Below are 15,492 nucleotides of genomic sequence, written 5' to 3'. Positions count from 1 at the left end.
CGCATCCGCCCGGGGACGCTGACACCGGGCGTGCCGGGCCCGTCCCCGCGCAGGCCCGCACCACCACTCCGACCGGAAGGACAGCCCGAGGTGACCTTGCACGACGGCACGAAGGCCGCCGCGGCCCCCTCCCCGTGGACCGCGGGTGCCGTACGACGCCCGGGCGCCGAGGTACGCCTGTACTGCCTGCCCTTCCTGGGCGGGCCCGCCGACTTCTTCCTGCCCCTGGTGCGGGAACTCCCCGACTGGGTGGAGCCGTGCCCCGTCGAACTGCCCGGCTACGGACGGCGCCTGCGGGAGTCCGCCGTGCGCGACGTGCCGGAGCTGGCCCGGTTGCTGGCCGAGGCGGTCCGCCGGGACACGGAAGGCCGGCCGTTCGCGTTCTTCGGGCACTGCGCCGGCGGGCTGCTCGCCTTCGAGGCGGCGCGGGAGCTCCGGCGCCGGTCCTGCCCGCAGCCGGCGCTGCTCGCCGTCTCCGCCACCCACCCGCCCCACCAGTGGCACCTGATGACCGCCGAGCTGAGGGCACGACCGCTGCACCGGCTGGCGCCCGTGCTCCGGGAACTGGCCGCACAGCGCGGGCTGCACCTGGCGAGCGCGAACGCGGTCGTCAAGCGCGAGGTGAGCGTCTATCTGCGGTACCGGCACCAGGACGAGGCCCCGCTGGACTGTCCGATCAGCGTGTTCGGCGGACGCGAGGACGCCGTCGTCCTGGAGGGTGCCCTCGGCGCGTGGGCCGACCTGAGCAACGGCCGCGTCCGCAACCGCGTCTATCCCGGCCGGCACTTCTACGTCGACGACCGGTGGCCCGACATCGCGCGCAGTCTCGCCCGGGACCTGCGGGACGCGCTCGGCCCGGCCCGCGGCCGCTGAGGGCGCCGGGGGCCGGGCCGGTACGGCGGACGGTCACACGCCGATGTCGCCGTCCGCGTTCATCCGCGCGAAGACCGAGCGGAAGCGGGCGGCGTTCCGCTCCACCTGCTCCAGGTGCAGCCCGATGCGTTCGCGCGCCTGGTCGCCGGCGGCGGTGAGGTCGGTGCGGTCCCACACGCCGAGGGTGCGCAGCAGCGGCAGCAGCACGTGCTCACGGTGCACGTCGAGGTTGTAGATGCCGGCCGCGGCGATCCTGAGGGACCGCTCCTGGAATCCGGGCAGTGTCGCGCCGGGCATCCGGAAGTCGCAGACGACATCGGCCAGGGCGGTGACGGCGGCGTCCGGATCGAGGTCCAGCGCCGCCCGGTACAGGTCGCGGTAGAACAGCATGTGCAGGTTCTCGTCCGCGGCGATGCGGGCGGTCAGCTGCTCGCCGAGGGGGTCCCCGCAGGCCTTGCCGGTGTTGCGGTGGGCCTCCCGGGTGGCCATCTCCTGCACGGTGACGTAGGCCAGGCTGTGCAGCACGCCGGGCCGGCCGCTGTCGAAGCCGCGTGAGAGGTGTGCCATGCGCTGCTCCTCCAGGACGACCGGGTCGAGGGCCCGGCGGGCGTGCAGGTAGCTGCGCAGTGCGTGGGCGTGCCGGTCCTCCTCCGCGGTCCACCGGTGCACCCAGGTGCCCCAGGCGCCGTCCCGGCCGAAGCGAGTGGCGATCTCGAAGTGGTAGCTGGGGAGGTTGTCCTCCGTCAGCAGACTGACCGTGAAGGAGTCCTGCACGGCCGGCGACATCACGGACTGGCCGGCCCGCCATGGCTCGCCGTCCAGGGGACCGTCGTAGTCGGTGGCCTCGCTCCACGGGGTGTAGACGTGCGGGAACCAGGGTTTGGCGGCGGCGAGATGGCGGTCCAGCAGCCGCGCCACGACCGGTTCCAGGGACGCGAGGATGCCGGCCGACTTCAGAGCGGAATCATCAGACACAGGGGCCTCACCAGGGAGCGGTCCGTCACCAGCCGGCCTTCGCGCTGTCGTACGACTGCCGGCAGGTGGCGTTGGTCGCCTCGACGGAGAGCCGCTGCATGGCGTTCCGCCAGACCTTCTTGGCCACGGCCTCCAGACCCCGGGTCTCCGCGGGGATGCCCGGCGCGTACTTCTTGAGGGCTCCGACGGCCGCGGTGGTGAACTTGCTGCACGCCAGGCCGCCGGCGTTCTGGTAGCGCGTGTCCAGGTCCCGCGCCACGGCCGCCCCGTTCGCGGTGGCCCACCTGTTCCACGCCGCGCACGCGGTCTCCGTGAACGCCTGCTGGTCGGCCTCGCCGAGCGCGGCCAGCTCGTCCAGAAGGGCGGTCTCGACCTTGTCGGGGACCGTGAACTGCTGGACGGGGAACTTGTCCCGGGCCTCCGTGATGGCCGACCGGCACGCGGCAGGCAGTTCCACCGCCTGCGCGGGGGAGTGCGCCGTCAGCAGCGAGGCGGTGATCACAGCGGCGGCGACGGCAGCGCGCCGGAAGGTACGACGGGCGGTCATGACGGTAGGTGCTCCTCGCGGGGACGCGGGTGTTCGGACCGGGCCGGTACAGCAGCCCGCTCATATAAACGGTCGAAGTCGCCGCAGGTCACGCGCCTGTTCGTCGGAGCCGCACGCCGTCGTCATGACGCACGCACCCGGCCGGCGCTCGGGCGGCCGGCACCCGGCGGGTGAAGGGCACACGACCATCCGGCCGCCGCCCGCGCGGCGCGCCCCGGCACGGTGGCGCGCGTGGTGTGGCCTGGAGACATGCAGGACGGTCCACCCACGGAGGAGACACGGAGCATGTTCGGTCAGGCGCAGGCGTTCAGCGGCTTCTCGGTCGACGACCTCGGCGAGGCCCGCCGGTTCTACGGCGAGACGCTCGGCCTCCAGGTGGAGGAGACCGGGCAGGGGGACATGCGGATGCTGACCCTCACGCTCGGCAGCGGTGCGCAGGTCTTCGTCTACCCGAAGGAGACGCACACCCCCGCGACGTTCACGATCCTCAACTTCCCCGTCGACGACATCGAGGCCGCCGTCGCCGAACTGGAACGGCGCGGCGTCACCCTGGAGCGCTACGCGGAATTCGACCACGACGACAAGGGCATCGTCCGGGTCGGCGGCGACGGCCCCACGGCGGTCGCGTGGTTCACCGACCCGGCCGGGAACGTCCTTTCCGTGCTTCAGGAGAACTGACCGGGGGCGGTGACCCGCTTCCCGAGTCAGCAGGAGCTGCCGCAGGACGACGAGCTGCCGCACGACGAGGAACTGCTCCCGCACGACGAGGAGCTGCTCCCGCAGGACGACGAGCTGCCGCCGGAGCAGTCGCTCGACGATCCTCCGCTCGCGCCCGCTTCCCACCAGGACGAGTGGGTGAGGGGGCTGCCGGCGTCATGCGCCGACGTTCCGCCGTGCGTGCCGGTCCCGGTCGGCCACGCTCCACGGCCGGGCACGGCACTCGGGTCGGGCGCGCTCGCCCACGTGCCGAGATCGTCCCAGGCGCGGCGCCACGCCCGGCGCACCATCCAGGTGGCCACCGTGACGAGGGCCAGTACGCACACACCCACCAGCACCAACGCGATCAACATGACGTCCCCCTTCCGCCGGGCCTGCGCACCGACTGCCCGCAGGATGCCCCGCGGTCCGGCGGCCCGAAGCGCGTCTTGAGCAAGCCCAGAGCTTCCGGTGGCCGAGCCGTCCGCCACGTCGCCCGCCCGTGTGCGCCTGGATGCGCTGCCCCGTGCCACTCGCGCCTCCGATTCACACCATCGGGGGCCGCAGGGGCCGATCGCCACGCGACGGACTTCTTCTCTTCGACGATGGAGCGGCGACCGGCGCGCCAGTGGCAGCGACCTCGGGTGCTCCCCTGAGTCGCGCGGTCCGCAGTACGCGAAGCGACGAGAAGGGCGGGGGCATGTACCTGACTCGGCATGAGGAGTCCGAGCCCATGACGCCGGCAGCCGCCGGCGTGAAGCGCCGCCCGCATGGATGAGGACGTCGTCCATGCCCCCCTACTCACTCGCCGGCAAGACCGTGCTCATCACCGGCGCCGCCGGTGGCATCGGAGCAGCCTGCGCGCGGTCGCTGCGTGCCCGGGGCGCGAACCTGGTGCTGGCCGGCCGCAACGCCTCCTCGGTCGCGACGCTGGCGCGCGAACTGGGGGAAGAAGGAACGCTGTCCCTGAGCGTGGACGTGACGGACCGGGCAGCACTGGACGACGCGGTGGTGCGTACCGTGGACCGCTTCGGAAGGCTCGACGTCGTTTTCGCCAACGCGGGAATCGCCCCGGTGCGTCCCGCCACCGTCGCCACCGTCGATCCCGTGTCGTTCGAGCGCGTGATCGAGGTGAACCTCCTGGGCGTATGGCGCACCGTGCGAGCGGTGTTGCCCCAGGTCATCGCCCATCGCGGTCATGTCTTGGTCAACGCGTCCGTCTACGCCTACATCAACGGCGCCGTGAACTGCGCCTACGCGGCCTCCAAAGCCGCGGTCGAGCAGATGACCCGTGCTCTGCGAGTGGAGCTGAGCCCCCATGGGGCCACCGCGGGCGTCCTCTACCCGGGGTGGGTGGAGACCGGGATGACCCGACTGGCCTTCGGAGGGGACGATCTGGCCACCAGGATGCGCGAAGTCGGCTTTCCCCGTCCCTTCGCCGCCGCGATCCCCGCGGAAGCCGTTGCGAGACGCGTGGTGAAAGGAATCGAGCGGCGTACCGCGAGCATCACGGTTCCCCGTCGCTGGCAGCCGGTCGGGATCCTGCGTGGCATGGTCAATCCCCTCTGCGATCGCCTTCTGATCCGCGACAGCAGGTTCCAGCTGCTCCTGCGGGCGCTCGAGAACGGGGCGTCCGAGGCCGCCCCCTCGGGTGACGCATGAGACCCCCCTCGGCCGGCGGCCACCGGCCGAGCCGTCCGCGACCGTCTCACCACCACCGATGCCGAGGCCGGCGCACGCCGGACGGCGACCGTGGGAGCCGGATGCGAGGGACGCCGCCTCGCGTCCCATCCCCCCTTCAACTGGCCATCCGAAGGGACGGTCCGGCAGATGTCCTGGGCACTCTCGCCATCGGTGCGGCGATCGGACTGATGGTCCTGCTCTTCCAGCGGTGGCAGATCCTGGGGCCGCCGGCCGGAGGGGGCGAGGGCGTGCTGGAGATCACGATGCCGCTGCTCGCCGCCGCTCTGGCATTCGGCCTCTGTGTGGACTACGAGGTCTTCCTCGTCTCCCGCATGGCGGAGGAGTGGCGACGCACGCGCCGGAACACCGCCTCCATCGTGTTCGGTGTGGAGCACACCGGCCGGCTGTTCACCGCCGCCGCGCTGGTGGTCGCCGTCAGCATGGGCGCCCTGATGCTGTCCCAGGTCAGTCTGCTGGTGGTCCTCGGCGCGACGATGGCCGCGATCGTCGTCCTCGACGCCACCGTCGTGCGGGGCGTCCTCGTTCCGGCGGTGATGCAGTTGGCCGGCCGGGCCAACTGGTGGTCGCCGGCGCTGCGCCGACGCCCCGCTCCCGCACGACGTCCCGCCGAGGGGGAGACAGGGTGACCGCGGCCCGGATCCGGACGGGTCCGGGACCGGCCACCGGTACCACGCCGGCGCTCTTCTTCCGACCTTCCGGCCTTCCGACAACGCATCATGAGGAGTTCCATGGCCGAGCTGGCTCAAGCCGTCGCCGTGATCGGCACCGCTTGCCGACTGCCGGGTGGCATCAGTGACCTGGACGGACTCTGGACCGCTCTGATCAAAGGAGACGACCTGATCGGAGAGGTCCCACCGGACCGGTTCGACGCGGCGGACTTCCTGGACGGCGGCCGGCGCCGGCCCGGACGGTCCTACACCGTGGCCGGCGGCTTCCTGCCCGACGTCCAGGGCTTCGACTGCGAGTACTTCCGCGGCATCTCCCCACGGGAGGCGCAGCACATGGATCCGCAGCAGAGGCTCCTGCTGGAACTGGCGGTCGAGGCGCTGGACGACGCGGGTGTGGACCCGGCGACCTGCGCGGGGTCCGACGGCGCCGTCTTCGTCGGCTGCTCCAGCCATGACTTCAGCCGCCTCGCGCAGGCCAGGCCCGCCATGGGCGACGTCCACTCGATGACGGGCATCGCCCTGGCCAACACCGCCAACCGCATCTCGCACCTGCTGGACTGGCACGGGGAGAGCTTCGCGCTCGACACCGCCTGCTCCTCGGCCCTGACCGCGGTCCACCGGGCGTACGAGCACCTGTGCGCCGGCCGTACCCGGCTGGCCCTCGCGGGCGGTATCAACATCCTGCTGGACCCCCGGGTGTTCGCCGGGTTCTCCTCCGCGTCGATGCTGTCGCCCACGGGCCGGTGCCGGGCCTTCTCGGCGGACGCGGACGGCTACGTCCGCTCCGAGGGCGGCGGTCTGCTGCTGCTCAAACGGCTGCCCGACGCCCTGGCCGACGGCGACCGCGTCCACGCGGTCATCCTCGGCAGCGGCGCCAACAACGACGGCCGCACCCCGGGCCTCGCCCTGCCGAACGGGCAGGCACAGCAGAGCCTGCTGACGACCACCTACGCCGCCGCGTCGGTGCATCCGGACCGCCTCGTCTACATGGAGGCCCACGGGACCGGCACCGCGATCGGGGACCCCATCGAGTGCGAGGCCCTCGGCCGCGCACTCGGGTCCCGGCGCACCGTCGGCCCCCTGCCCATCGGCTCGGTGAAGACCAATCTGGGCCACCTGGAACCGGCCTCCGGGGTGCCCGGCCTGCTGAAGGCCATCCTGGTCCTGCGGCACGGCCTGGTGCCGCCCACCCTGCACGCCGAACCGCTGAACCCGCGCATCGGCTTCCAGGACCTCAACCTCAGCCCCACCGTCCGGCCGCACCGTGTCGAGGTGTCCCCCGACGCCGTGGTCGGTGTCAACTCCTTCGGCTTCGGCGGCGCCAACGCCCATGTGCTGCTGGGCCCCGCCCCCTCCGGTCCCGGCCCGAGGGGGGCCGCAGCGGACGGCCCGCTGCCCGTCATGGTCACCGCCCGGGGCCAGGTCGCCCTCACCGAGGCGTGCGGCCGGCTGGCCGAGCGACTCGAGGAGGCCGACGCGAGCACCTTCTACGACATCGCCCACACCACGGCACGCCGTCGGGCCCGGCACGACCACCGCACCGTGGTTCTGGCCGAGACCGCGCAGGAGGCGGCGTCCGCCCTGACGGCCGCGGCCCGTGGTGAACGCCCGGCGCCGGGTTCGGCCACGGCCAGGGCGGTGGCGCACGGCCGTGTCGCGTTCGCCTTCTCGGGGAACGGGTCGCAGTGGCCCGGCATGGGTGCCGAGTTGCTGCGCACCGAGCCGGCCTTCCGGCGGGCCGTGGAGAACGTCGCGGACGTACTCGACGAGCTGCTCGGATGGTCGGTCGTCGACGCGCTGGCGGCGGGTGACGCGGAGCGGCTGAAGTCCACCGAAGTGGCCCAGCCGTTGCTGTTCGCCTACCAGCTCGGTGTCGTCGAGGTACTGCGCACGCACGGTGTGCGGCCGCAGGCCGTCGTCGGTCACAGCGTCGGGGAGATCGCCGCGGCCTGCGTGGCCGGAGCGCTCGACCTGGCGGACGCCGCCCGTGTGGTCGCCGCGCGGAGCCGGGCCCAGGAGGCCACGGCCGGCACGGGGCGCATGGCGGCCGTCGGACTGGCCGAGGAGGAGCTGACGGCCGAACTCGCCCCGTACGACGGCCGGCTCGAACTGGCCGGTGTCAACAGCGGGACCGACACCACGGTCGCCGGGCCGGTCACCGACGTGGCGTTACTCAGCGAACGACTGCAGGAGCGCGGGGTGTTCGCACGAGAACTCGATCTCGACTACGCCTTCCACAGCGCCGCCATGGACCCGATCAGGGAGGCCCTGCTCACCGGCCTGGCCGGCCTCCCGTCCACGGAACCCGCGCTGCCGTTCGCCTCCACGGTGACCGGCCGGCTCCTGGACGCCGGGCCGCTGGATGCCGAGTACTGGTGGCGGAACGTTCGCGAGCCGGTGAGGTTCGCCCCGGCCGTCGAGGCGCTGGCCGCCGAGGGCTTCGACGTCTTCGTCGAGATCGGTCCGCACTCCGTTCTCGGCCCCTACCTGCGCCGCCTGGCCCAAGGCGGCTCCTCGCCCGTCGCGGTGGTGAGAACCGGCTCCCGGCGAGCCGACGGCCCGGCCGCTCTCAGGGGCACCGTCGCCCATCTGCTGGCCGCCGGAGCGGCGGTCGACACCGGCGTGCACTTCCCCCGGCCGGCACCGCCGGTGGAACTGCCCGCCTACCCGTGGCAGCGGGAGCGGTACTGGGAGGCCGAGCCCAGCTGGTGGTCCGGCATCGCCAGCGACGGTGTGGCCCTGCACCCGCTGCTCGGCCAGCGTGCCGTCACGGCCGGACCCGCCTGGCACGGCGTACTGAGCACGGTGCGCAGCCCGTGGCTGTCCGAGCACCGGGTCGGCCGGACCAGCGTGCTGCCGGCCACCGGACACCTCGAAGTCGCTCTCGCCGCCGGTCGTCAGCTCCTCGACACGACCGCGCTGGAAGTCACCGACCTCTCCCTCACCAGTGCCTGCGTCCTGCCCGGCGAGGACAGCACCGACGACCTGCTGCTCCAGACCGGCCTGGAACCACGGACCGGGACCGTGACCATCGCCGGCCGCACCGGACCGGACTCGCCCTGGCAGCACCACGCGCAGGGACGGGTGCGCCGCCTCCTGCGCCCCGAACCCGCCCCCCTCGACCTGGCCGCGCTGCGCGGCCGGCTCCGCCCCGACCCCCTGCCCGCCGACGCGCACTACCAGGGCCTGGCCGACAGCGGCATCACGCACGGTCCGGCGTTCCAGGTCCTCACCGAGTTCCGGCTCGGCGAGGGGGAACTCCTCGCCTCCTACCGCACCGACCAGAACGCGGACGACTACCTCGCCCACCCGGTGGTGACCGACGGTGCCCTCCAGGCCGGGGCCCCGCTCCTGGCCGAGCTGACGGGGAACGCGCTCTTCCTGCCCGCCCAGCTGACGGCCGTACGCCTGTGGCACCCGCCGGCACCCGAGGGCCATCTGCACCTGCGGCTCATCAGGGCGACCGGGCGGGAAGCCGTCTGGGACGTGTCGCTGACGGACCGGGACGGCCGCGTCTGCATGGAGCTGGAGGGCTGCCGGCTGCGTCGGTTCGACCAGCACGGGGGCACCCCCGCCGCGTTGCAGGAACTGGTGCTCCGGGCAGCGCCACGAGGCGCCGCCGCGCCGGTGCGGCTGCCCGCTCCCGCCGAGCTGATGACCCGGACGGCCCCCGCCCGGGCGCGCCTGCGCGACCGCATCGACGACCACTACGAGCAGGTGACGGCCCGGACCGGGGAAATCGCGGCGCTGTTCGCCCGGCGCGCCGTCGAGACACTCCTCCCCGGCAGGACCGAGTTCGGGCTCGACGACCTGTGCGCAGCCGGTGCGCTGCCGAAGTACCGGCCCTACCTCCGCCGGCTGGCCAGGACGATGTGCGCGTTCGGCATCGCCGAGCAGACCGCCCGTGAGCGCTGGCGGCTGACCGGGAGGAAGGCCGCCACAGGCCCGCTGGAGCTCATCCGCCCCCTGCTCGCCGACCTGCCCGACGCACTGACCCTGACCCTGCCGGGTCTGCGGTGCGGGCTGCGGCTCGCCCGCCTGCTGCGGGGAGAGGACGATCCCCGCGAGGTCCTCTTCGGCGAGGCCGACCAGCACTTCCTCACCCAGCTCTACGGCAGCGCGCCCCACCTGCGCCTGCACAACGCCTACGCCGGGACGCTGCTGGGGGCGATGGTCGAGGACTGGCCCGCCGACCGGCCGCTGCGCATCCTGGAAGTGGGCGCCGGGACCGGTGGCATGACCGGCGCGCTGCTGCCCGCGCTGCCCCCCGAGCGCACCCGCTACCTGTTCACCGACCGCTCGGCCGGCTTCCTGGCGAAGGCGAAAGCCCGGTTCTCCGCGTACGACTTCGTCGAGTACGCCACCTTCGATCTCGACCGCGACCCCGCCGACCAGGGCCTGCACGCTCAGCAGTTCGACGTGGTGATCGCCGCCAACGCGCTGCACACCGCCAAGGACCTGGCCGCCGCCGTCGACCGGCTCGCCGTGCTGCTCGCCGACAGGGGCATGCTGCTCGCGCTGGAGAGCCACGACAGCGACTGGGTGTCCACGTTCTTCGGCGTGCTGGACGACTACTGGGACTACACGGACACCGACCTGCGGCAGGACTCCCCCCTCCTGGCCCGTGAGCAGTGGAAGGCACTGCTCGGCGCGCACGGATTCGACGCCGTGGCCTGCACCGGGGAGGCACCGGACGTGGAGCGCGCGAGCGACTCGGTGATCCTCGCCCAGCGCGCGACCGCACCCGCATCCACCTGCCGGCCGTCCGCCGCGGCGCCGCAGCCGCCCGACACGATGCCCCAGCCGCCCGCCGCGGTGCCGCAGCCGTCCGGCCGGTGGCTGGTGGCGGCAGCCACCCCTGACGCGCTCTCGGGCCGGCTCGCCGAGGCGCTCGGCACCCGGTCCCTGCCGCTCGACGGGCCGGACTGGGCCGCGACGGTGCCGTCCGAACCGGACTCCTCCGTGCGCATGGCCCTCCTGCTGAATTCCGCCGGCCCGGCCGGCTCCCCCGCCCCGGCCGGCTCCCCCGCCCCGGCGTCCGATCCGGCCGCCGTCATCACCCGTGCCGCCTGCCGCATCCGGGACGTGGTGGCCGCCCTCGGCACCTGCCGGGAAGCCTCGCTGTGGCTGGTCCTGCCCCCGACCGGTCTCTTCCCGCCCCCGGAGCGCCCCGAGGCACCCGAGGCCGCCGCCCTCTGGGCGCTCGGCCGCACCGTGGCCAGCGAGTACCCCGCGATGGAGGTGAGGATGATCTCGCTGGAGCGTTCGGAAGACACCGGCCGGGACTCGGCGCGGCTGCTCGCCGAGCTGAACGACCCCGGGACCGAACGGGAGATCATTCTGACCGGGGCCGGCCGCTTCGTCCCCCGGTTCACCACGGCCGCGCCACCGGTACGCCGGCAGACCGACGGATACCGGCTGAGCCTGCGCGACCCCGGCATGGCCCACCGTCTGGTCTGGGAACCGCAGGACGTCCCCGTTCCCTCGGCCGGCGAGGTGCTGGTCGCGGTACGGGCCGCCGCCCTGAACTACCGTGACGTGATGCTCGCCACCGGGCTGATCCCGGACGACCAGCCGGTACCCGGTCTCCAGGGCCCTGCCCTGGGGCTGGAGGGCGCCGGTGAAGTGGTCGCCGTCGGAGCGGGGGTGACCGGCCTCGCCCCCGGGGACCGCGTCTTCGGCAGCGGAGCCGGCTGGTTCGCCTCGCACGTCGTCGTCCGGGCCGAGCAGTTGGGCCGGGTCCCGCAGCGGATGTCCTTCGCCGAGGCGGCCACGCTGCCCGCGGTCTTCCTCACCGTCCAGTACGGGCTGGGGCGTCTGGCCCGCCTGCGCGCCGGAGAGCGGGTGCTGGTCCACGGAGCGGCCGGGGGAGTGGGTCTGGCCGCCCTGCAGTACGCGTGGTCCGTGGGCGCCGAGGTCATCGCCACCGCGGGTACGCCGGCCAAGCGCGACCTGCTGCGGATGCTCGGTGTGCGGCACGTCCTGAACTCGCGGGACCTGCGCTTCGCCGAGGACGTCCGCGAGCTGACCGACGGCCGCGGCGTCGACGTGGTGCTGAACTCGCTGGCGGGTGAGGCCATCGCACGCGGCCTGGAGTGCCTGAGCCCCGGCGGCCGGTTCGTCGAACTCGGCAAGCGCGACCTCTACGCCAACGCGCCGGTGCTCCTGGGTCCCTTCCGGCGCAACATCGCCTACTTCGGCGTCGACGTGGCGACCCTCCCCGTGCAGCTGCCCGACGTCGCGGCCGAGGAGTTCACCGAACTCTGCCGCCGGGTCACCGACGGCCGCTACCGCCCGCTGCCGCACCAGGTCCACTCCGCCGACGCGGTACCCGAGGCGTTCCGCTCCCTGCGTCACTCCAGACACCTGGGCAAGATCGTCGTCGAACTGGGCGAGCCGGTCCCGGTGGAACAACCGGTGCCACCGGCGGACCCGGACGCCACCGGCAGCTACCTGGTCACCGGAGGTCTGAGCGGACTCGGTGCGGCGCTGGCGGAGCATCTGGTGCGACGGGGAGCCCGGCACCTGATCCTGGCCGGCCGGCGCGGCGCGGACTCTCCCGAGGCTCCGGCGCTGCTGAAGCGGCTGGCGGCGGCCGGGGCGCGGGTGACGGCGCTCGCCGCGGACGTGGCGGACCGCGAGACGATGCGGCAGGTGATCGCCGACGCGGACGACGCCGGGCATCCGGTGCGGGGCGTCCTGCACGCGGCGATGGTCCTCGACGACGCCCTGCTCGCCGAGCTGACGGCCGAACGCTTCGACGCCGTCCTGCACCCCAAGGTGCGCGGGGCCGCCGTACTGTCCGAGCTCACCATGGACCGCGAACTGGACTTCTTCCACATGTGCTCGTCGGTGGCCACCCTCGGCGGCAACAAGCTCCAGAGCGCCTACGTCGCCGCCAACGCCTACCTGGAAGCCCTGGTCCGGCGGCGACGCGCCCACGGCCTGCCGGGATCCGCGCAGGTTCTGGGCGGCGTCGCCGAGACCGGCTTCGTCGTCCGTACCGGCTTCGAACAGACGCTGCACCGCATGGGGTTCGGCTCGGTCTCGCCGGCGGAGGTCTGGCAGGCGTTCGAAAGACAACTCGGACACGGGCCCCACGTCGGGGTGTTCGGCAGGGTGGACTGGGAGAGGATGGGGCAGTTGCTCGCCGGGTTGAACCGGCCGGCCTTCGCCGCGTGCCGCCGAGCCGCCGGCCGCGCCGGGGTCAGCCGCGCCGAGGCGCTGCGCTCCAGGCTCGCCGGGCTCCGCGACGACGAGGCGGTGGAAGCGGTCGCCGCGGAGCTGGCGGCGCTCGTGGCCGAGGTCGTGCAGACCACCCCCGAGCGCGTCGACCGCACCTGCAGGCTGGACCAGCTGGGACTGGACTCGCTCATGGTCGTCGAACTGTCCGTCGCCGTGGACCGCGCCCTGGGATGCAACATCCCCGCGCTGGAACTGATCGCGGCGAGCTGCCTCGACGACCTGGCACGCCGCGTCCTGCCGCTGGTCGCCGGAGGCGGCCGATGACCGGCCTCCCGGACCGCCCGGCGGTGAAACTCGACGAACTGCCGTGGTGGCGGCCACTGGTGGTGCAGGTCGCCGGGCGGCCGCACCCGGACGACACCGCGCTGGGCGTCTTCGTCCGCCAGCTCACCGCCGCCTTCGAGGAACAGGGACACGCCGTCGTGGAGGAGTCGCACGGCGACGTCGACCTGCTGCTGATCGTCACGCACATCCCCACCGGACCGCAGCCCCTGCCCGACCGGGTTCCCGAGCAGAGCCCTCCGCTGAGCGCCCGGACGTGCGCCGAACTCGGACTGCGCGTGGGCTCGCGCCAGACGGTGGTGATCGCCCAGGTCCCCGAGAGCCTCGCCGGCCTGCGGCACACCGAGGCGGTCGAGATCGGGCGGACCGTCATGGCGCGGACCGCGGCCCCCCGCGTGGTCCTGGTCGACCGCGAAGGGCGGGAAGCCACCTTGTTCACCCTGGAAGGAGGCCATCCCACCGAGACCGGGCGACTGGCCGACCGGATCCGCGACCGGCTGGTCACCGCCGCCTGCGCCCAAGACGTCGGGGACCGCTACGAAGTGGTCCGCGACGCCCTGCCCGCCACCGTCTGGGCGGCCTGCGAGGCACCGCGGCACCTGGCGTCGGCCGGGCGGCGGATGGGCCGGCTCGGGCTGCTTCCCGAACCGGTCCGCGTCGACCGCTACGTCTCGGACGGCCTCGCCTCGCTGTACCGCGAGTACCTCGGCTGGAAACGCCTCAGCGAGGGCATGCTGTTCCTCTACGACCCCGGCCTCGACGCCGTCGTGGTCACCGCCTCCGGCAGCTGGGACGTCGACAAGCGCGACCTGCGCGAGGACGAGGTCACCGTGCTCCACCCCCGCAGCCGCGGCGACCGCCTGCGGGTCCTCGCCCCGGAGGGCGTCGACCCGAAGGGACCGTCGGTGGAGGCATGGGAGGTGTGCGCCCTGCTCGCCGCCGTGCCCACGGTCCGTCTGGGGCGGTCGGCGAGCGGGCACTGGGTCGTGGACCCCGACGGTGAACGCACGGCCCCGCTCATCCGCGGCGGGGTGCACGCCCACGTGGGAGTCGGCTGGGCCGACGCCGCGGTGATCGAGTCGGTACCGGCCAACCGGGAGCTGTACCCGTACGGCTTCGGCTGCGGAACCGACCTGATGGCCGACGTGGCGGCCGACACCGTCGCCCGGTCGCACGCCGTCAACGACGCCGCGGATCCCCGGCTGTACGTCCGCTGGCCGATGCTCTACCACGGCGAGATGGCGGTGGAACTGTGGAAGCCCGGCCTCCCCGAACGCCCGCTGCAGGGACTGCTGGACGCCTACGCCCATGCCGTCCGCTACACCCCCGATCACGTCGACCAGCCGCTGTAGTGCCGCAGGGAGGACAGCGCTCATGACATCCCCCGCCCCGCCCCCCTCCTCCTCGTCCGGGCACTGGAGCGTGCCCGCCGGCGCGGCGAGCACCTTCTCCTGGGAGTACGGCGACGGCCGTGAACGACTGCTCACGCTCTACCAGCGCGGCAAGGACCGGCAGTGGGACGCCGTACGCCGGATCGACTGGCACCTCGACGTGGACCCCGCCGACCCCCTCGGCACCCCCGACGAGGCGCTCCCGCTGCACGGCACACCGTACTGGGAACGCCTGGGGCCCGAGCGGCGAAGCGAACTGCGGCGGCACTTCGCCGCCTGGCAGTTCAGTCAGTTCCTGCACGGTGAGCAGGGTGCCATGATCTGCTCGGCCCGCATCGTGGAATGCGCGCCCGACCTCGACGCCAAGTTCTTCGCGGCGACCCAGACCATGGACGAGGCCCGCCACGTGGAGATCTTCTCCCGCTTCCTGCGGGAGAAGATCGGCTCGAGCTACCCGATCAACGGCAGTCTGCGCACACTGCTGGACGACACGCTGCGCGACTCCCGCTGGGACATGCCGTACCTGGGCATGCAGGTCCTCGTCGAAGGGCTGGCGCTGGCGGCGTTCGGGCTGCTGAGAGACACCACCCGCCGGCCGCTGCCCCGGCGTCTGCTCGCCTACGTCATGCAGGACGAGGCCCGCCACGTCGCGTTCGGCCGCATCGCCCTGCGCGACCATTACCGCGGCCTGACCGCGAACGAACTGGCCGAGCGCGAGGAGTTCGTCATCGAGGGCTGCCATCTGATGCGCAACCGGCTGCGCGGCACCGAAGTGCTGGAGAACTTCGGCGTACCCCGTGCCGCGGCGGTCCGCATCGCGGAGGAGAGCGGCCATCTCCGGGTCTTCCGCCGGGCGTTGTTCTCCCGGATCGCGCCCTGCCTCAGGGACATCGGGCTGTGGAGCCCCGAGGTCCGGGAGGCGTTCGCCGAGCTGTGTGACGGGGACGTACGGGGGAGCGACCTGGACCGGCTGATGCGCCAGGACGACGAGATCGCCGAGGCGCTGGACGCGGAACGGTTCGCCGCCGAGGAGACAGCACGTGCCGCGGAGATCACCGAGATGATCGCCCTGGGGGAGGACACGAGCCGGTGAACGCCGGCGAATCCGCGC

10 protein-coding genes are annotated in these 15,492 nt (G+C 73.3%); 8 read left to right on the top strand and 2 right to left on the bottom strand.

Translation table 11 applies throughout. The features are described 5' to 3' along the window. Nucleotides 1-90: 90 nt before the first annotated feature. Entirely contained in the window at nt 91-873 is a 783-nt protein-coding gene (locus H0H10_RS26325) for a thioesterase II family protein (RefSeq protein ID WP_188183603.1), read from the top strand. 33 nt (nt 874-906) lie between these two features. Here the strand turns inward: H0H10_RS26325 and H0H10_RS26320 are convergent, their stop codons facing one another. Further along, the gene (locus tag H0H10_RS26320) at nt 907-1,848 is read right to left on the bottom strand and encodes an acyl-ACP desaturase (RefSeq protein WP_188183602.1); all 942 of its coding nucleotides are present in this window, start codon (nt 1,846-1,848) and stop codon (nt 907-909) included. A 25-nt stretch (nt 1,849-1,873) separates the two neighbouring features. Further along, on the bottom strand, nt 1,874-2,395 hold the full coding sequence (locus tag H0H10_RS26315; RefSeq protein WP_188183601.1) for a hypothetical protein: 522 nt from the start codon (nt 2,393-2,395) through the stop codon (nt 1,874-1,876). A gap of 285 nt (nt 2,396-2,680) precedes the next feature. Here H0H10_RS26315 and H0H10_RS26310 point away from each other — a divergent pair, with 285 nt between their 5' ends. The 7 genes from H0H10_RS26310 (at nt 2,681) to H0H10_RS26280 (ending at nt 15,474) form a co-directional block, all read left to right on the top strand. Continuing rightward, nucleotides 2,681-3,073 carry a VOC family protein gene (locus H0H10_RS26310; protein WP_188183600.1) on the top strand — a complete coding sequence of 131 codons (393 nt, stop codon included), beginning with the start codon at nt 2,681-2,683 and terminating at the stop codon, nt 3,071-3,073. A gap of 9 nt (nt 3,074-3,082) precedes the next feature. Beyond that, nucleotides 3,083-3,544 (top strand): hypothetical protein, encoded by a 462-nt coding sequence (locus H0H10_RS26305; RefSeq protein WP_188183599.1) that lies wholly within the window; start codon nt 3,083-3,085, stop codon nt 3,542-3,544. A 336-nt stretch (nt 3,545-3,880) separates the two neighbouring features. Further along, a complete protein-coding gene (locus tag H0H10_RS26300; protein ID WP_188183598.1) occupies nt 3,881-4,753 on the top strand; it encodes a short-chain dehydrogenase/reductase in 873 nt (290 codons plus the stop codon). A gap of 209 nt (nt 4,754-4,962) precedes the next feature. Beyond that, on the top strand, nt 4,963-5,421 hold the full coding sequence (locus tag H0H10_RS26295; protein WP_188183597.1) for an MMPL family transporter: 459 nt from the start codon (nt 4,963-4,965) through the stop codon (nt 5,419-5,421). Nucleotides 5,422-5,523: 102 nt separating this feature from the next. After that, nucleotides 5,524-12,972: a type I polyketide synthase gene (locus tag H0H10_RS40605; protein ID WP_262506311.1), complete on the top strand. Its 7,449-nt coding sequence runs from the start codon at nt 5,524-5,526 to the stop codon at nt 12,970-12,972. Beyond that, nucleotides 12,969-14,342 carry a hypothetical protein gene (locus H0H10_RS26285; RefSeq protein ID WP_223180441.1) on the top strand — a complete coding sequence of 458 codons (1,374 nt, stop codon included), beginning with the start codon at nt 12,969-12,971 and terminating at the stop codon, nt 14,340-14,342. The genes H0H10_RS40605 and H0H10_RS26285 overlap by 4 nt, the downstream gene beginning before the upstream one ends. A gap of 22 nt (nt 14,343-14,364) precedes the next feature. Continuing rightward, nucleotides 14,365-15,474: a ferritin-like domain-containing protein gene (locus H0H10_RS26280; RefSeq protein WP_188183595.1), complete on the top strand. Its 1,110-nt coding sequence runs from the start codon at nt 14,365-14,367 to the stop codon at nt 15,472-15,474. Nucleotides 15,475-15,492 lie beyond the last annotated feature (18 nt).

This window comes from Streptomyces griseicoloratus, from assembly GCF_014534645.1.
GTDB classification, from domain to species: domain Bacteria; phylum Actinomycetota; class Actinomycetes; order Streptomycetales; family Streptomycetaceae; genus Streptomyces; species Streptomyces griseicoloratus.
Note: the sequence above shows the minus strand (reverse complement) of the source record. Positions and strands in the feature narration are given on the sequence as shown.